The following is an 18,729-nucleotide window of genomic DNA, read 5'->3' on the forward strand; positions in this document are numbered from 1 at the left end:
AATGGCCGACTTATGGCACAACAAAGTCAAAACGAAGGTGGCAACTGCCACAGTAGTTCTCTGACTTTTGGTGTACGCTGTGACATTTAAGGCAGTCAGTTTCAGTGCCAAAATGACGATTTTCATGTGGATTTGTAGGTTTCACATTCTTGGTTTTGGCTGCTAGCTTTTGGGTGTTATGACATGTCACGCATTTAGACATAGTCACAGGTTCACGAATTTCAGCTTTACCGTGGCAGCTAGCACATTTGAGTCCTTTAGCCGCATGAGTTTGATCCAATAAGGTGTTATTGTTTGCCATTGCACCGCTTGCGAAAAAGCTCAATGCAAGACAAAGCATGATGTTGCGCAGTGTTAATTTCTTCATTGTGTTATTCCATTATTCATTGGGAAGGTTGCCAAGTGTCAGGCATCCATTTAACTGGGTGTTCGTTTTATAGCTTGGCCACATACCTACCTGCTAAGTAGCCAAACGTATAACAACGTCCTAGTGACAATCCGAATACAGTCAGTGGGTAATCAACGCCACCATAGAAGCCACCACCTAAGTTACCGATAACGAATAAGCCGCCAATTTTGTTGCCATCAGCATCAAGCGCTTGATGATTTTTATCGACTAGCATTCCTGAACAAAGGGTTGAGATACGCATGCGGCGGTGAATGCCATAGAAAGGGGCTTTAACAACAGGAAGCATTTTTGATGAAGGCTTACCAAAATCGTCATCTTTACCGGTTTTGCAAAGCTCGTTATAGCGCTTAACATTGGCAACGAAGGTTTTAGGGTCACATTCCAGTTTTACTGCAAGCTCTTCCAAGGTATTGGCTGAGTAGGTATTTGTCTGAGATGCAAACACGCCGACCTTAGGCGCTGGATCTTCAGGCATATAGATTTTCATTTCTTCAGGTGAGTACAGTTTTCCAGGCCAGTTAGCAGCTTGGTCCATGTAATTAGAATCAAAGACTTGAGAGTAGTTACCCGCATTTTCTGCATCACGTAGGTAGTTATTCATCAATGACATTTCAACCGTTTCATTGACGAAACGATTACCTTTGCGGTTAACAGCAAGGAATGGCATATCACACATTGAAGCTGGACCGGCGTCAAAATCGTGCAACATTTTGGTATGACCGATAGGTTCGATTACGCCACCGGCCCAGTAAGCCATAGAGAAACCATCGCCAGTACGATCCATTTGCTTGCGTTCAAAATGCTTCAAATCAGGAATGAAGAAGTTACACATTGCTTCGTTATTCTGATAATCACCAGACGACAAAATCACACCTTTTTTAGCAAGGTATTTGTGGTATTTGCCATCACGGTCTTTGGCAATAACACCAATAACTTTGCCAGATTCATCTTGGATTAGTTGTTGTGCAGGCATGTTGAAGAAGAATTTAACACCCGCTTTTTCAGCTACTTTAGCTAAATCACGCATGCCGTCACCTGTGGTATATGGCTTAGGGCCACAAAATGAGGTCACAAAATTGAGCTTATGTTCAGTGACACCACGGATACCATGTTGCACTTTAGTGCCTTGGTCTACGATTTGCGCGCCACCTTTTTTAGCACGATCGATAACCCAAGAAACTGCCTCACCAGAGTTATACGCCCATTCTCTAACAAGTTCAGGGTGACAACGGTGAGCACTGTCGCTCATTAAACGGCTAACCATGGCTTCGACACCAGCCTTATCGCTGTTGGCCAAATCAATACCAGAACCTGTGTTACCTTGAGAAACGACAATCGCTTGCTTTTGTAATACCGCAACTTTAGCGCCATTCTCAGCCGCTGATAGTGCTGCAGGAACACCTGAAGCACCCGCACCAACCACAACCACGTCGAACGTTTGTGTCGATACGATCAGTCTGTCAGAAATCGGTTTCGGCTTAGGCATAAACTCTAACGTTGCGCCGCCATCTGAACTTTTAGCTGCGTTTTGGCAGGCTTCATCTGTTGCAGCAGAAGCCATTCCGCCACTTAGACCGGTAAATGCAACTGCGCCAGTACCCACTGCAGCACGAGTTAAAAAGCTACGTCGTGAAATACCATTTTGCAGGACATTCGCGGTGTATTGATCGATTGCTTCCGGCTTCTTTGAATCATTATTACTCATTGTCATACTCCTTTTGCCCTCACTGTCACAATGGGGCCAACAGCATTAACTGCGATATTGGACCCGCTCATAACCGTACAGAGCTACTGTGTTCTACTTGCATCAAAAGTAGGGTTCGCTCAGAAAGTGGGGAAAAGTCTTAATATGATAATAGTTAATGTTAACCCCAAATTTGATACGTTAAATGTATGACATATGATATTACCCATAAAGGGATAGTTATTGCATCTTTGGAGTAGCTCTCAAAAAAAAGTGATTTTGTGACTTTCTAACAACAAAAATATAATAGGCATTACCGATGAGAGAAATTCAACAGATGAATATCAGCAGAAAGCAAATAATCGAATTTGAGTCATATACTTACAAGCAGTTGTGACGCATAAATAGGAGTGGGAAAACAAGGATATTTCATCAGCATAACTATTAAGCATATGTATGAGCATGATAGAATATAAACCAGAACAAATTTAGGACACTGAACTTGGTTAACTTTACCTCCGTCAAACACATGAAAGCTTCCGATGAAATAGGAAACCAACTAAAGAATGCTATTTTTGAAGGTAAGTATTTAGCTGGTGATAAACTACCATCCGAACGAGAACTCATTGAATTGTTTCAAATAAGTCGCACTGTAGTGCGAGAAGCAATCAAGGGACTTGAAGCGAGTGGCCTTGTAGAAATTAAACAAGGTGCGATGGGTGGCGCTTTCGTAAAACTGATGACATTTGAACGACTGACTAATGTGTGTCAGGAATTGTTCATCATGGAAAAAATGTCATTCGCCGAAGTCTGCGAGGCAAGATTACAAATTGAGCCTATGGTGGCTAAATTAGCAGCGCAAAATTGCACCCCTGAACTGGCAGAAAAATTACGTGAGGCCTCTCGCTGTGAAGAACACATATTAGACTATTCTGATACCGTTTATTCACGCCAGAAAGTGCATTATATTTTAGCTGATATGTCAGGAAATCGTTTTCTCGCGGCTATCGTCAAATCTCTGTTGCAAGTTATCAGTAATGCAACTTCAAAATTTGAACCTAGCCATGACAAAGTCCATCCAGTAGGCCTGCATGACGCAATTATTGCAGCGGTTATCGCACAAGACGGTCAACAAGCTGAGGCAGAAATGCGCACACACTTACAAGCATTTACCCTAAGGCTCAACGCTGTAGAAAAAGATTATAGAGACACTGAAAAATAAGCATTATTATACTGTACAGTCTTGATTATACGCAGGTTCATGTTTATTCATGAGCCTTTTTTTATACCCATAGTAAAACAAAGCTCAACAAGATTTGCAGCCTCTGTACAAAACACCTCAGCCAATCCAAATGACATTATCACATTGCTAGCAAAGTATTTATCTTAGTTAAAAGCTGCTTAAATTTCTGTTTTGTCAAACCAACTGCGATCTATTTCCCAACAATGTAGAAACTGAGACCCATTAGTCATTAAATTCTTATCAGTATTTACCCTGCAAATCATATGTTATACGTTTAACATATTACCATTCAGGTATGAATAATGAGGATTAATATGAAAACGGAAAATCTATGGATTCCCTTAGCTTTAGCACCTTTGTGTATTGCTCTTTACGGCTGCAATAGTGACTCATCTACGGAAGGCATTCCACAACTTGAGGCCGCCATACCTGCAAGTATCACCAGTTGTGCCACACTCGCAACTGAGTTCAATTATGCCGACACTACAATTATCAGTGCAGAACTTATCCCCGCGGGTGATGTGGAATATGACGCAGGCGAAATTTACCCGTCTCCTTCACATTGTTTAATCACAGGGAAAATGAACGAAAGAACTGGCATAGGGATGGATGGTGATGCCGAGTACGCTATTGGTTTTGAAATGCGTTTACCGTCAGACTGGAATGGCCGTTTTTATTACCAAGCCAATGGCGGCTTAGATGGTAAAGTGCAAAAAGCCGTTGGTCGTTTCCTTACATCTGCAAGCAAGGATTCTGGTGCGCTAAACAAAGGCTTTGCAGTCATCAGTTCCGACACCGGACACGCATCAGCAACACCCATGTTTGGGCTAGATCCTCAGGCACGCTTAGATTATGGCTACAATGCGGTTGCCGAACTCACGCCAATGGCTAAATCTTTAATTGAAACCGCGTATGGTAAACAGCCTGATCGTTCTTACTTTGGAGGTTGCTCAAACGGTGGACGCCATACCATGGTTGCCGCAACACGCTATGCCGATTTATATGATGGTTTCTTAGTGGGTAACCCAGGGTTCAACTTACCCAAAGCAGCTGTTTCACAGCTTTATGGTATTCAGCAATATTCAAGCCTAGTAGATATTGACGTCGAAAATGTGCTCGCATCTTTACAAAATGGCTTCACCCAAGAAGAGTTTGCACTCGTTGCAAGTAAAGTCGCACAGCAATGTGATGCATTAGATGGTGCAAGCGACGGAATGGTACAAGATACTTATGGTTGCCAAGATGCATTTGATTTAGATCGAGATGTGCCAACCTGTCCAGCTGACCGAGATGGCACATGTTTAACTGCTGCGCAGAAGTCTGTAATGACAAACATTATGTCTGGGCCACGTAATAGCAATACAGATGCGGCCATTTATTCAGACTTCCCCTATGATGCAGGCATGGGCACCAATGATTATTATAACTGGGAATTTTTCATGGCGATGATGAGAGATCCAGGCGCTGTGGCATTTATATTCTCAACCGCACCAACCCCTTATAATGGTTCAACGGAACTCGGTGCATATGAATTTGTGATGCCTTTTGATATGGATACCGATGTTGAGCGTATTTATGCGATTGATGATACTTACACCCAGTCAGGAATGACATTCATGACACCACCAAATCCAACTGATCTAACTGTATTGAGAGATCGAGGCGCTAAGATAATGGTCGTTCATGGTACTTCTGACGCAGTATTTTCACCTAACGATACAGTTAACTGGTACAAAGGCTTGCAAAACGTCAATGAAAATCAAGCCGACGAGTTTGCTCGCTTATATTTAGTCCCTGGTATGAACCATTGCGGTAAGGGGTTAGCTACAGACCGCTTTGACATGCTTGACTCTCTCGTTGCATGGGTAGAACAAGGGCAAGCACCTGAGAGCATAAATGCTTCTGTTCGTTCTGAAAATACTGAGTTACCCGCTAACTGGTCTAAAACACGGACAAGACCATTATGCCCTTTCCCACAAGTGGCAACCTATAGCGGTACAGGTAACATGGAAGATGCAGTTAACTTTATCTGCGTGACTCCTGAGCAATAGAAACAATAAGCAACATAATGACGCACTAGATTGTGGAACAAGATATCCATCACTGTAACGCATTTGGGCACCTCTTTATTTAATAGCTAACAAGTAAAAGGAGCATTCTATGCTCCTTTTACTTGTTAAAACCTGCGACTTAATTTATTCAGCAAACCGCAGGCTAAATTCTTGAATGCGTTGTGCATTGACACCGCGATCGCCGATTCCAACCCGCGATACACTGCGTAAATCAATACGGCTACCCTGCTCTAATACAGACACGACCACAACAATATCGTCTGCGAAGTTAAAAAATGGGGTTCTTGAGGTACTTTCAAAACGACGTGCCTTTGGGTCTTGAGCGACAATAGTCCAACCCATTGACTCCGCAACCATAAGTGCCTTTTGATAAGCCGCATCAGCGGTTAAGTCTGACACTATAGGGTTAATATTAGGAAAAGCTTGCAGTTGCTGCGCAGCGATTTCGGGTCCACCATAAACTAAGCTGTTTTTAGCGCCTTCACGGCTGTCAGTTAAAAATTCAAATTGCGGTGGCGATTGGGTATTAGTGGTTATATCGTGAATAGGTGGGTATTTAACTGGCTCAATAACCAATGCCACAATACTCGGCGCCAATATGCCTAATCCAAGCACTAATGCTATGGTCGAATTGATAAGCCCTCTACCCTTAGCACGACTGTTTTGCTTAATGGTAAAGCTGGTAATTAATGCAACTAACCCAATCACGACGACAACATATCCCAGCAAGTTATTGTAATTACGGCTGGCCATGAAGCCGACTATGGGATCCCATAATCCTATTGTCGATCCAAATACCATTAATACGGCAAGTGCCACTGCAACCAATGCCACCACTAACGCAATATTACTTAAACTGCTTTTTTGCATCACATTCATCCTTTAGGTAATCCTAATTTATCTCACTCAACTTACATTGACCTGTATTTATGCTAATAAATTTCTCAAACAACAAAAAATATGCTGACTCAATAAGATAAGCTCGAACCGTTTACTGACTTAACCAGTATTGTTTCGCTTTACTCACCCGTATTAGGGTCAAGCGCTAAACGACGCATGGTACGAATTAAATTACTTCTATCTAGCTTTAAGGACCTTGCAACTGCAGCTAAGTTACCTCGCTCAGTCAAGAATACTGTTTGTATGACTTGCCGCTGATACTCATCGGTGGCATCACGCAGTCCTTGGGTTATCACTTGGGATAACGTAGCCGTTGAATCATTGGTGGATTGATTCTCCATCGCGGTTTGCTGTGGTACTTCAGAATGACTCGCCATAAACTCTGACCCCAGATGCACAGGGCTAATACTAATAATACTAGCATGACGACCTTGTTCACTAATGGCCCTTAAGGCAGCGCGACTAAGCAAGTGCTCTAACTCACGCACATTGCCGGGCCAATGATATTGGGCTAATTGATTAATCGCGCTTTGTTGCAACCTCAGTTTCGCGACCCCAAGTTGATGTTGGCTTTTTTCTAAAAAATAGCCTGCCAATAAAATAACGTCTTTACCGCGATCTCGTAATGCTGGCACAGGCAGTGGATAAACACTTAAACGATGATACAAGTCAGCTCTAAACCTACCTTCTTTAACTTCTAGCTGCAAATTACGATTAGTTGCAGCAATAATTCTGACATCCACCACAATAATATTGTCGCTACCAACACGCTGAATTTCACCATTTTGCAATGCACGCAATAACTTAGCTTGTACCGCTAACGGTAATTCACCCACTTCATCTAAAAATAATGTGCCGCCATCGGCAAGCTCAAAGCGGCCCCGACGATCGCTTACCGCACCAGAATAGGCACCTTTTACATGACCAAAGAGTTCACTTTCAACGATGCTTTCTGGCAGTGCTGCACAGTTAATTTGCACTAACGGTTGCTCGCTACGACGTGATTGTTGATGAATGCTTTTGGCAACCAACTCTTTACCCACACCAGTTTCCCCGGTAATTAATACCGATAGATCGCTGGCGGCAACAGTATTTATCTCTGACAATAAATCCGTAATTGCGCCACTGTTACCAATAATGCTCGACGGCCCTGCAGTCGCTAACATGCACTGTGCCACTTGATGATTACGTTCAACTTGAATTTCTAACGCTTCAATATGTTCACTGGTACTAATCGCAGCGGCCACAGCAGCAATATAAGCACGGGTTTCAGTTGGATTAAGCGAATCAAAACTACCTGCTTGCATAGCGTCTAAGGTTAAAACGCCCCAGGCTTTACCATCGATATAAATGGTGCTACCCATGCAGTCATGCACGTGCAATTGTTCACTGCCATCATCGACTAAACCGTCATAGGGATCGGGCAGTGTTGAGTCGGCATCGAAGCGGGTAATGTGTGGGTTAGTTAAAATTTGCTGCAAGCGTGGATGGTGGTTAATCGAAAATTGTCGCGCTAACGCTTCTTGCTTTAAGCCCACCACAGCTACAGGCACCAAATGATCCTGTTTAAGCTTCAGTAAGGCTACAACATCGCACGGAATGGCGCGTTGAATCGCTAAAATCAGCCGCAAGTAACGCTCCGATTTTATTAAGTCACGATTTAAGTCTTCTACAATGTCGATAAAGGGAACAATATTCATAATAAGTCAAATAAACCTAATTTAGGTTAATTTGACACACTTATTGATCTAGGTCAATTTAACCTTTATAAAATTTATATGTTTAAAATCAGTGTGATAAATGTTGGCACGTTCTGTGTAATGTCTAGGTATACAAGGTAATTGATTGAAGCTTATCGCTATTTACTCCCCAAAAAGGAATCATGAATGTTAGACACTGCAACTGTTCAAATTATTAAGGCCACTGTCCCCGCGTTACAACTTTACGCCAATGACATTACCAGCCATTTCTATCCATTACTGTTTGCCCAGCATCCTGAAGTATTGCCTTATTTCAATCAAACTAACCAAGCTAAAGGCACTCAACCTAAAGCACTGGCTAACGCTGTGATTGCTTATGGTGCCAATATTGATGAGCTAGGTAATTTAAGCGCTGCGGTCAGTAAAATTGTCCAAAAGCATACCGCACTAGGTATATTGCCGCACCAATATGATGCGGTTGGCAGCTGTTTATTACAGGCCATTAAAGCCGTACTCGGCGATGCTGCAACAGACGAAGTGATTGATGCTTGGGCCAAAGCTTACGGTCAGTTAGCCAGCATATTAATTGCGGCTGAAGAGTCAATTTATACACAGAACGAACAGACAACTGGTGGCTGGCGCGGCGAGCGTGAGTTTATTTTAATAAAACGTGTAGATGAAAGTTCAGTGATTACCTCATTCTACTTTCAACCATTTGATGATAAAGGTTTGCCAAGTTTTGAAGCCGGTCAATTTCTAACCTTGGTATTTGATGATATCGATGGCGTATCAATGCGTCGTAACTACAGTTTATCTGACGCGGCAGGCAAAGATTACTTAAGAATTAGCGTCAAGCGTGAACCTAATGGTGTGGTATCAAATCACTTACATAACCACATTCAGTTAGGTGATAAAGTGAAATTACGTGCCCCAAGTGGCGATTTCACTTTACGCAAAAATACCAAACCGTTAATTTTACTCACCGGCGGTGTGGGCATTACGCCTGCGATTAGTATGCTCAATACTGAAGCTGGTTCAGGCCGTGATATTCGCTTTATTCATGCAGCTCTTAATAGTGATGTTCATGCGTTTAAACACCATGTTGATCAACTAGCCTTAACCCATGACCACATCAAGCCGTTGTATGTTTACAGCCAACCAGGACAATATTGCCAACCTCATGCGACAGGCTTCATCGATACATCATTGATTGCGGAGCAACTGCCTGCAGACCGCGATGTAGAATTTTACCTACTTGGCCCTACTGGCTTTATGAAAGCAGCATTAGCTATCGCCACCAGCTTAGGTATACCAGAAAACCAAATTCATTATGAATTCTTTGGCCCAACTGAAGCATTAAGCGCTTAATCACCCAACAAACCCGTAAGATAGAAAAAGCCCTGAGCGTTAACTCAGGGCTTTTTAGTTATCGATAAAAAAGATTAAACCTGCGACTGGATATGCCCTAAAACGGGATATCGTCATCCCAATCTTCATCTTCTCAATGATAAAATACTCTATTAACTTAAATAAACTGGATAGCACACATGGTTAAGTCATCCTGAAACTCTGAAAAACCGCAAAATAGTTTCATTTGCTGTTCAAGATACTCCAGCATAGCTTCGGGTTCATCGGGGGCGGCACTAATGGCTTTTTCTAAGCGATCAAAGCCAAATAGCTCTTTTTGGGCATTTTGAGTTTCGATGACAACATCAGTATAAACAAACAAAATATCACCAACATCCACGCTAACCCTGTAGGTATCCCAATTTTGCTCACGCAGTACACCTATCGGTATCCCGCCCTGATCTAGAGCAACCAGCCGATTGGCTTTTTTCAAGTACGCATGCGGATGGCCAGCATTGGCATAAATGAGTTCTTTGTCTTTACAATTATAACGAAGCACTGTGGCAGTTAAAAAACTGCCGCGGGGCTTTTTAGTGAAAAAGTGTTGATTGATATAATTGAGTACTTCTGAAGAGCTACTGGATAAGTTCTTCGGCTCAAAGGTGCGTAAAATCGCATCTATCATTGCTGTCTCTACGGCAGCGGCTGGGCCATGCCCCGATACGTCGGCAATAATCATTCCTATATCACCTTGAATGTCAGGACGACTTTTGCCGAGATCGACAATATCTAAATAATCGCCACCAGCGCCTTTCATTGCTTTGTAGGTGTAGGCCATTTTAACGGAGCTGAGTTCAATACCTTTGTCTGGCAACATTAGCTGTTGTAAGCGGGTAATCTCTTCTATCTCATCGCGGATCCATACTTGAGCGGCATTGAGCTGTGAAGATGCTTCAGAAAATTGAAAACTTTTTAGCTGGTATAAAAGCTTGAAATACAATGCACTAACATGATGCGACTCTACATTGGCAGGCAAGTCGAGCAAAATGATACAGTCAAATAAGCTCGAATCTTTACCAAAAGGCAGTGCCCAAGACGTCTTGCCATCATCATTTAATGGCAATATCTCAATGGTACTGTGCTGTAACGACAATGCTTGAAACTGTTTATACAGGTTAGTGTAATGTTGATCACACAAGGATGAAAAATTACAGCTAATTTGGCCATTTTTCTTAATGAGATAATAATTAAACTCAGTTAACGTCAGCGCCAAGGTGGTTTTAAACCACAAGGTTTCATCAATGATATTATTAGCTAATGCTCTGTCTATACTCAAAGGGAAGACCTTACTTTTGGGCTAATTTAGCAGCAAGGGCTTCATTTAAACCAGAAACACCACTTTTCTTTAAGGTACTTTGATAGTCTTTACTAAAAGTACGGATCATTGATAAACCTTCCGCTACAAAGTCGTAAATTTTCCATTCATCATTGCGCTGATAAAGCTGGTAAGAAACTGGAATGATATTGTCTTTGGTATGAATGTCGGTATCTACCGTTGCATAGACTTTTTTCTTGATGGTCTCGCCAGTGTAAGCAACGGTTTCATTATCATATTTTTCTAACAATACAATATAAGTATCGACTAACACGCCTTTTAACAACACCATAAATTGACGCTTTTCGCTGTCGCTGGCTTCTCTCCAATACTTACCTAAAACGCGTTGCGCAGAAGCTTGAATATCCACATGCTTTTCAATCACATCACTGAGCGATTGTTTTTTTTGTTCAACAGACAAAGCACTATCAGAAGCAATACTAATGATATCTGACACACCCAATTTAACCCGATCTGTCGGTCCTTGTGCTGCTAAAGCTACAGACGACATCACTAACATTATGATTAAAGCTATTATCGATTTCATTATTTATCCTGACTAAACATATATTTACTAACTAATTCTTCGATGCTAATTGATGACTCTGTATCAATAAACTCTTCACCATCTTCCATATTGATGTCTGATCCACCGCTGGATATTTTAAGAAACCTGTCACCGATAATCCCAGATGTACGAATAGACGCGACGGAATCATCTGGCACGGTAATGCTGTTGTCTAATGACACTGTAACCACAGATTCATACGCTTTAGGGTCGTACTTAATCGATTTAATTAATCCAACCCTTACACCGGACATTTCAACAAAAGCCCCCTCTTTTAAACCTGAAGAGTTTTCAAATTTAGCGACTAAGGTATATTGACCGCTATTAGAAATAGATGCCCCGCCAATGGTAACAGACATAAATACCAAGGCTCCAATCCCGCACAGCACAAACAGGCCGACGAGAAAATTGACGTAATTGTTTTTCATTGTTACCTCGAGTTATAGCGCTAATGAGCTAACGATGTAGTCACTAAATAGCATAATAATTGCACTCATTACCACTGCCTGAGTGGTGCCATTACTGACGCCTTCAGCGCCCATATTTTTTTGATTCAGGTGTAAGTAAAAGCCGTAATACAAAGGTATCCACATAATAAATAAACCAAATACCAACGACTTTATTTGACCAACCAGCACATCTTTAAAGCTAATCGTATCCAGCACACCTTGAATATATGCACCAGGGTTTTCGCCTTGGATGTGAACGCCAACGATATAACCACCGCTTATCCCAACCAGGTCGAACACTGCCGTTAGAATAGGCACACAAATTAACGCAGCAAGTAAACGTGGCAACATTACATAGCGATAGCTGTTAATCGCCATGCAATCAAGCGCATCAAACTGCTGCTCATTGCGCATAATACCAATTTCAGAGCAGGTAGCAGAGCCTACTCGCGCAATCAGCATCAATGCAGTCATTACCGGGCCCAGTTCTTTAATCAAACTCAAGGCCACTGCCGAACCCAACAAATCCACCGATCCAAAGCGCACTAAGGTGTCGTAAAATTGCAGCGCCACCACCATGCCAGTAAATAATGCTGCGACAATAATGACGATTAAAGACCGATTACCGATAAAGTATATTTGCTTGAGCACTTGTTTAAATGACACCAGCCCAGTAAATAGGCTGCTGACAATGCGCAGTAAAAACATTGTCGCTAGGCCTAAACTGTCGATATTTTTTCGTGTTGCGGCGCCCAGATTACTGATCGCATTAAATAAGGCGGTCATTAAATATTGTCCTTATCTAACAGTCGATTGAAGTAAACCTCGCCATCGTCTCGGTAAGTATTAGGTTGGCGGTTAATCATATTTTGAATACGTTCATCTGGCGAATTTTTAATCTCGTCAACCGTGCCATTTGCCACGACTTCGCCGTTAAACAATACCACTACACGATCGGCAATTTTAAACACACTTTCAAGCTCATGAGTCACCACCACTATGGTCATGTTCATGGCATCTCTTAAGGTTAAAATAAGCTCATCCAACTCTACTGCGGTAGTCGGATCTAGTCCTGCAGACGGTTCATCAAAAAACAGTAACTTAGGGTCCATGATAACCGCTCTAGCTAAGCCGGCACGCTTTAACATGCCACCCGATAATTCAGAGGGCATCATATGACCAGTGCCGGCCATATTCATGAGTTCAAGCTTCATCCGCACCATAATATCGATAGTTTGGGTGTCTAAAGAAGTATTCTGCTCTAAGGGTAACCTGACATTATCGGCCACAGTCAACGAGCTCAGCAGTGCGCCACCTTGAAAAGCGACACCCATTTTTTGACGTAAATGACGTAATTGTTTGCTTTTAGCCGTAAAAATATTCACACCATCAATCATGATAGTGCCAGAAACCGGTGTTTTAAGCCCAAGCATGTGATTGAGTAAAGTACTTTTACCTGAGCCTGAACCGCCCATCACCACCAGAATCTCTCCGGGGTTGACCTCTAAATTGACATCCTTAAGTACTTGGGTGTCACCATACTGGGCAAACAAATGCTCTACGGTAATAATAGGCTTAACCATTGTGAGTTACAGCACCTACTGAATCCGCTAAGTTAAACACTGTGTTTAGGCGGGTTAATTGCAATACTTGAAGCGGCGAACCATTAGCACCAACAATATGAAACTCAGTATGGTTTTCTTTGGCCTCATTAAACGCCTCAACTAATGACGCCATTCCTGAGCTATCGATATATTGCAGATGGGTAAAATCGACAATAACGTTATTTTTACTCTTAATTAATTTGATGATGTCGAGTTTAATGCTGCGTGAATTGCTCAAATCGACTTCACCATAAAGCTTAACGACTTGATAATTATTTTGTTGCTCAATTTCAATATTCATTTCATATCACTCAAATTTAACCGTCAATTCTAACCAATTACCTTTACCTTTATGTGGAAGCAATCTTACGGTTTCTGCCACATAATGGATCAAGCAAAGGCCTAGGCCACCCGGTTCACATAAATTGTTTTCTGGCGGTATTAATTGTTTATCAGTAATCTGCGAACACACATCTTTAATCACAAATCGCGCATGTTCATGGTCACTGCTGATCTCTATCTCTAAACAGCCTTTTTTCGACATGTGGTAACCATGGCGAATCACATTGGCGCAAGCCTCATCAACGGCTAATACGATTTCATTAACTTTATCTTCGCGAAAGGGAAAGTCTTGGCAAGCATGTTCCACAAATTGGCGAATATTTTTTAATTCACTTGTACAAGATGAAAACGTTTTGATGTTTGACATGGGCTAGTCCGTATTTTTTATATCAGTTTGATCGCCTATTTTTTTATCTACTGGAGCTTCATCTAATAGCTCATCATCTAATAGTTCGTCATCGAACTCTAGATCAAATTCTTCTGTATCAGCCTCATCTACTTTTCCGTCACTGACTAAGTGTGCATCTCGCTGTAGATAGACGTCTTTAACATAGCCATAAGGATCTAATGACTTATCTAAGATAGGTTCATATTGCTGAAATTCAATCCTACTGTCTAACCCTTCAAGCACAAATTTCCCCGCTCTTTGCTCAAATGTCAGAATAGACAAGGGATAGACAAAAATATCAACAAAATCACCGACGGTATTACGTGCAGTGCTGGCCCCATAAACAGGCCACATAATGAATGGTCCATTACCGATCCCCCAAACACCAAAGGTTTGTGCGAATGTTTCTTCTTTTTTAGCCAGTCCCATGTCTGTAGCAGGATCAAAAATACCGACTAAGCCGATTGTTGTGTTGACGACAAAACGTAACACGCTGCTGCCACTGTCAGTCACTTTCCATTGCAAGAGGTTATTTAATGCGTAAAGCGGTTCACTGAGATTTGATAAAAGGTTAGTCACCCCTTGTCGGATAGGCTGAGGAACGTTTTCATAGCCTTGGGCTGCTGGTTTTAACGCATATTTATCCATAACCTGGTAATTAAAATCCCAGCTTTTTCGATTAACCGCTTCGAACGGATCGCCCGGTGTTGAGGTACTAGCACACCCACTTAACAAGAGTAAAGTGCCTATAATCACAACTAATCGCCCCATCACTTCCACTCATAACTCCAGCTTTTAAATTGAAAAAATCTGCTACCTATATTGGTAGTGAGCATTATATTTAGCTCAGCTAATTGCGCTCAAGATTGAAAATATAACATTAAAACCATGCAAACGATAAATACAATTTGATTGATCGTTCAAAAATAATTTATTCGATCATTGAGTTCACAATATGGAACCGCTCATCAATCAAGGCATCAGTAGGCTTACTATCGAGATGGCCTATTGAATTAATGATGACCCATAGCGTATAAGTGCTGCAGATGATTACAAGCCATTATTCACCATGTGTTTAATTTTATGGGCTTTGACAAAATGATCTAATTGATGGGTTTCAATCCACCATGTTGCCGCTTCCATCAATAGTGCCGGATTATCATTTTTATTGGCAAAGAAAGCATAAAATGACAAACCGACGTTATCGCCCTTCAAGGCCATTTTCTTATCACACACTTCGATGATTTTTGCTCTTAGTTCGGCTCTAATTATGTCCTCTTCACTTAAAATTAACTGACTAAAAATAGCCTATATCTTATTAATATCTGATACACAGATAGTGCTATGTTTAGCACATCGCCTTAGAGTAACCAATACAATAATCAACAGAACTATGCTAAAAAAGTAATCAACGCTAAACAATAAATAAACTGTTAAATCATCGTTATACTTGTCGTCGAAGTATTAATATAACGTTTCATTTAATGAGAGGGTTTACTATTTTAGCTGGAGTGATCATAGAGAACAGTCACGTAACGGAGTAGACTGAATATCTACATTCTTTAATTTGGACAATGAGACTCGCCATGAAATTCCTTGTTGATACTCACGCTCATACTATAGCGTCGTCTCACGCCTATAGTACCTTATACGATTACCTGTCTGTTGCGAAAACCAAAGGGCTTAAGTTATTCGCCATTACCGATCATGGTCCAGATATGGCTGACGCTCCCCATTTTTGGCACTTTGTGAATATGAAAGTGTTACCTCGAATTGTTGATGGCATTGGTGTACTGCGCGGCATTGAAGCTAATATCAAAAATGAGCATGGCGAAATTGACTTTTTTGGCGATTATTTAAAAGAACTCGATATTGTATTGGCAGGTTTTCATGAACCCGTTTTTCCACCATCAACCAAAGAGGCTCACACCACGGCGCTAATCAATGCAATTGCAAGCGGTAATGTCGACATCATTACTCATCCTGGCAATCCCGCGTATCCCATCGATATTCAGCGTGTTGCTGCGGCCGCAGCAAAATATAACGTGGCACTAGAGATAAACAACTCCTCTTTTTTAGCCTCAAGAAAAGGCAGTGCACCAAATTGTATTGAAATTGCTAATGCCGTAAAAGAAGCCGGTGGACTGCTGGTTATGGGCTCTGATTCTCATGTCGCGTTTAGCTTAGGCGAGTTTGAAAAAGCTGTTGAGGTCATTGAAACAGTCGCGTTTCCAATTGAACGCTTACTAAACCGAAGCCCTGAAGCGTTGTTGAGCTTTCTGACGGCTAGAGGTCATAAGTCACTTGACGAATACTCTGCTTTAATCGACTAGCAGATCCTATTCCAAACGGCACTGTGACATTGACCCTCAAAATACTGTGACAGGCGCATCTATCTTAGTTATCTGACATAAAAAAGGCCTGCAAAAGCAGGCCTTAAAGGTTTAGTTAACACGATAAATCATGTGTCCTAGAACGGGATATCGTCATCCCAACCTTCATCTAAATCTGGGGTGAAATTTTGCTGTGGTTGTGGAGCTGGACGCTGTGCAGGGGCATTTTGTGGTTGGAAATTACCCTGTGGTGCCGCTGGCTTTGGTGCGTAAGCTGGTGCAGCTTGTTGTGCTGGCGCAGCCTGTTGCTGATAACCGCCTTGCTGACCGGCATTTGGCTGAGCTTGGTAAGCTGCATTACCTGTGGCAGGTGCTGCTTGATTGTATTGTGCTTGTGGCGGACGAGCTTGAGGAGCCGGTGCTGGGCGAGACTGTTGTTGTCCCATGTTTTGTCCCGAGCTTTGACCTTGTCCCTGATATTGACCACCACCGCTGTTATCACCAGAGTTGCGGCTGTCTAACATTTGCATTTCCATGGCGTTAATTTCAGTCTTGTAACGGTCTTGACCGGTAGCCTGATCTTGCCATTTACTGGTTTGCAATTTGCCTTCTAAATAAACTTTAGAGCCTTTTTTTAAGTACTCGCCAGCAATTTCTGCAAGACGGCGATACATCACAATGTTATGCCACTCAGTACGTTCTTGCATTTGACCTTGCTGGTCTTTCCACGACTCACTTGTCGCTATAGTAAAGTTGGCTACGGCGTTGCCGTTTGGCATGTAACGAACCTCAGGATCTTTACCTAAGTTACCTACCAAAATTACTTTATTCACACCACGACTGGCCATCGAAATCTCCTGAGATTTTTATCTGTTTACTTTATCTGAATACTAAGCTGTACGATCAACACGATCTAATTCACAGAGCCTAACACAGCTCGCGCTTCGCTTAAATTGAATTTATCATCGACCTTTAAATAAGCCACTTTATCTTCAAGCACGACTATGGCCTCGACAACACCGATTAGCTGCGACAAACTACTGGCCATATTTTGTGCGTCGGATTTATCTTTTACTGTTGCTTCAAGCGTATAGCTTTTCAATAACACAGGTTTTTGCATGCCTATAGTTAACAATAACCACACGCACATTAGCCCTAATGCGACAAAAAACACCCCAGAAGCGCCCACAAGTTGATAGGCTCCGCCGCCTAACATGCCGCCACAAAATGCACCTAAAAACTGGCTGGTTGAATACACGCCCATAGCCGACCCTTTATCGCCGACAGGACAAAACTTAGCAATTAAACTCGGCAATGATGCTTCAAGGTAATTAAAACCGGTAAAAAATAATACCACGGCGCCACTTAACACCCAGAGGTTGTTGGCATAAAGCCCCATCGCCGCCAGTGATACCATCATGATGACCAACGCGATTTGGAACATGGTTTTAGTATTGTTGCGTTTAACCCCAATAATGATTAATGGCACCATTAAGAAAAAGGCACCAACAAAAGCGGGGAAATAGAGCATCCAATGTTTTTCTTTCACTAAGCCGGCATCAACTAAATCGAGCGGCAATGCAACAAACACAGCGGTGAGCACTAAATGCAGAATAAAAATCCCAGCATCTAAACGAAACAGCTGCGGGTCTTGCAACATACGTTTAAGTTTTGTCGGTGTCGCGACGGTATCGCCTTTAGGCGCATGGCGAATAGGATTAGGCACAAAAAACTGCACTATCAACATCCCCAATACCGCTAACACTGCAGTTAACAAAAATAGCCCAGTTAAGCCCATGTATTGCGCTACAATCGGTCCAACCAATAATGACAAGGCGAATGAAAAACCAATGCACATGCCGATAATGGCCATGACTTTGGTACGTTGTTCGTCTCGGGTTAAGTCGGCAGCAAGTGCTAGCACTGCCGCAGCAATGGCGCCCATACCTTGGACTGCGCGGCCAAACACCACACCGTAAATATGGTCAGACGATGCAGCAATTAAACTCCCAATGGCAAACAAGACTAAACCGCCAAGAATAATTGGCTTTCGTCCGTATTTGTCGGACAAAATCCCCATAGGGATCTGTAAAAAAGCTTGAGTTAATCCGTAGGCACCAATGGCAATACCAACCCAAAGCGGCGAGAAACCTTCTAAATGCTGACCATACAGCGCGAAGACAGGCATAATCATAAACAAGCCCATCATGCGTAAGCCAAACACACTGGCTAACGAAAATGCGACCTTTTTCTCCATACCCGACAGTCCATTACTGGCCATGCTGTTGCCCTTCGATAAGTCATTCAACAATATT

The 18,729-nt window shown here is 42.2% G+C and carries 19 protein-coding genes; 4 read left to right on the forward strand and 15 right to left on the reverse strand.

Translation table 11 applies throughout. From position 1 onward, the window contains the following. Positions 1-10: 10 nt before the first annotated feature. Entirely contained in the window at positions 11-367 is a 357-nt protein-coding gene (locus tag GW828_RS04265; protein ID WP_124015270.1) for a cytochrome c3 family protein, read from the reverse strand. 67 nt (positions 368-434) lie between these two features. Continuing rightward, positions 435-2,114 (reverse strand): FAD-dependent oxidoreductase, encoded by a 1,680-nt coding sequence (locus GW828_RS04270; protein ID WP_124015271.1) that lies wholly within the window; start codon positions 2,112-2,114, stop codon positions 435-437. Between the two features lie 481 nt (positions 2,115-2,595). Between GW828_RS04270 and GW828_RS04275 the strand changes: the two genes are divergently transcribed. Together GW828_RS04275 and GW828_RS04280 are read left to right on the forward strand one after the other, a co-directional pair. Next, positions 2,596-3,315, forward strand: a complete 720-nt coding sequence (locus tag GW828_RS04275; protein WP_310736175.1) for a FadR/GntR family transcriptional regulator — start codon at positions 2,596-2,598, stop codon at positions 3,313-3,315. Between the two features lie 335 nt (positions 3,316-3,650). Then, a complete protein-coding gene (locus GW828_RS04280) occupies positions 3,651-5,387 on the forward strand; it encodes a tannase/feruloyl esterase family alpha/beta hydrolase (protein ID WP_273057807.1) in 1,737 nt (578 codons plus the stop codon). 144 nt (positions 5,388-5,531) lie between these two features. Here the strand turns inward: GW828_RS04280 and GW828_RS04285 are convergent, their stop codons facing one another. Further along, on the reverse strand, positions 5,532-6,278 hold the full coding sequence (locus GW828_RS04285) for a DUF1499 domain-containing protein (protein WP_235781718.1): 747 nt from the start codon (positions 6,276-6,278) through the stop codon (positions 5,532-5,534). A gap of 149 nt (positions 6,279-6,427) precedes the next feature. After that, a complete protein-coding gene (gene norR / locus GW828_RS04290; RefSeq protein ID WP_273057806.1) occupies positions 6,428-8,008 on the reverse strand; it encodes a nitric oxide reductase transcriptional regulator NorR in 1,581 nt (526 codons plus the stop codon). 186 nt (positions 8,009-8,194) lie between these two features. On the opposite strand from norR, the gene hmpA reads away from it, so the two are divergent. Continuing rightward, the gene (gene hmpA / locus GW828_RS04295) at positions 8,195-9,376 is read left to right on the forward strand and encodes an NO-inducible flavohemoprotein (RefSeq protein ID WP_273057805.1); all 1,182 of its coding nucleotides are present in this window, start codon (positions 8,195-8,197) and stop codon (positions 9,374-9,376) included. Positions 9,377-9,533: 157 nt separating this feature from the next. Here the strand turns inward: hmpA and GW828_RS04300 are convergent, their stop codons facing one another. The 9 genes from GW828_RS04300 to GW828_RS04340 all read right to left on the reverse strand — a co-directional run bounded on the left by GW828_RS04300 (position 9,534) and on the right by GW828_RS04340 (position 15,350). After that, entirely contained in the window at positions 9,534-10,691 is a 1,158-nt protein-coding gene (locus GW828_RS04300) for a PP2C family protein-serine/threonine phosphatase (RefSeq protein WP_182696870.1), read from the reverse strand. A 10-nt stretch (positions 10,692-10,701) separates the two neighbouring features. After that, positions 10,702-11,277, reverse strand: a complete 576-nt coding sequence (locus GW828_RS04305; protein WP_182723520.1) for an MlaC/ttg2D family ABC transporter substrate-binding protein — start codon at positions 11,275-11,277, stop codon at positions 10,702-10,704. Next, the gene (mlaD, locus tag GW828_RS04310; protein WP_273057804.1) at positions 11,277-11,726 is read right to left on the reverse strand and encodes an outer membrane lipid asymmetry maintenance protein MlaD; all 450 of its coding nucleotides are present in this window, start codon (positions 11,724-11,726) and stop codon (positions 11,277-11,279) included. The genes GW828_RS04305 and mlaD overlap by 1 nt, the downstream gene beginning before the upstream one ends. Before the next feature lie 12 nt (positions 11,727-11,738). After that, positions 11,739-12,533 (reverse strand): MlaE family ABC transporter permease, encoded by a 795-nt coding sequence (locus GW828_RS04315; protein ID WP_182696872.1) that lies wholly within the window; start codon positions 12,531-12,533, stop codon positions 11,739-11,741. Continuing rightward, the gene (locus tag GW828_RS04320) at positions 12,533-13,330 is read right to left on the reverse strand and encodes an ABC transporter ATP-binding protein (RefSeq protein WP_182723522.1); all 798 of its coding nucleotides are present in this window, start codon (positions 13,328-13,330) and stop codon (positions 12,533-12,535) included. The genes GW828_RS04315 and GW828_RS04320 overlap by 1 nt, the downstream gene beginning before the upstream one ends. Next, positions 13,323-13,652, reverse strand: coding sequence for an STAS domain-containing protein (locus GW828_RS04325; protein ID WP_124015282.1), 330 nt, complete (start codon positions 13,650-13,652; stop codon positions 13,323-13,325). Before GW828_RS04325 ends, GW828_RS04320 begins: the two co-directional genes overlap by 8 nt. Positions 13,653-13,658: 6 nt before the next feature. Next, entirely contained in the window at positions 13,659-14,060 is a 402-nt protein-coding gene (locus GW828_RS04330; RefSeq protein ID WP_124015283.1) for an ATP-binding protein, read from the reverse strand. A 3-nt stretch (positions 14,061-14,063) separates the two neighbouring features. Next, positions 14,064-14,837: an MlaA family lipoprotein gene (locus GW828_RS04335; RefSeq protein ID WP_182696874.1), complete on the reverse strand. Its 774-nt coding sequence runs from the start codon at positions 14,835-14,837 to the stop codon at positions 14,064-14,066. 294 nt (positions 14,838-15,131) lie between these two features. After that, positions 15,132-15,350, reverse strand: a complete 219-nt coding sequence (locus tag GW828_RS04340; RefSeq protein ID WP_124015285.1) for a DUF6500 family protein — start codon at positions 15,348-15,350, stop codon at positions 15,132-15,134. A 317-nt stretch (positions 15,351-15,667) separates the two neighbouring features. On the opposite strand from GW828_RS04340, the gene GW828_RS04345 reads away from it, so the two are divergent. Beyond that, on the forward strand, positions 15,668-16,414 hold the full coding sequence (locus tag GW828_RS04345; protein WP_182741185.1) for a phosphatase: 747 nt from the start codon (positions 15,668-15,670) through the stop codon (positions 16,412-16,414). A gap of 137 nt (positions 16,415-16,551) precedes the next feature. Here GW828_RS04345 and ssb read toward each other — a convergent pair whose 3' ends face one another. Both ssb and GW828_RS04355 read right to left on the reverse strand, forming a co-directional pair. Beyond that, complete coding sequence (gene ssb / locus GW828_RS04350; protein WP_124015287.1) at positions 16,552-17,262, reverse strand: single-stranded DNA-binding protein; 711 nt, start codon at positions 17,260-17,262, stop codon at positions 16,552-16,554. Between the two features lie 65 nt (positions 17,263-17,327). After that, positions 17,328-18,695 carry an MFS transporter gene (locus tag GW828_RS04355; RefSeq protein WP_182723523.1) on the reverse strand — a complete coding sequence of 456 codons (1,368 nt, stop codon included), beginning with the start codon at positions 18,693-18,695 and terminating at the stop codon, positions 17,328-17,330. Between the last annotated feature and the right edge of the window lie 34 nt (positions 18,696-18,729).

Source organism: Shewanella vesiculosa, from assembly GCF_009994065.1.
Lineage (GTDB): Bacteria > Pseudomonadota > Gammaproteobacteria > Enterobacterales > Shewanellaceae > Shewanella > Shewanella vesiculosa.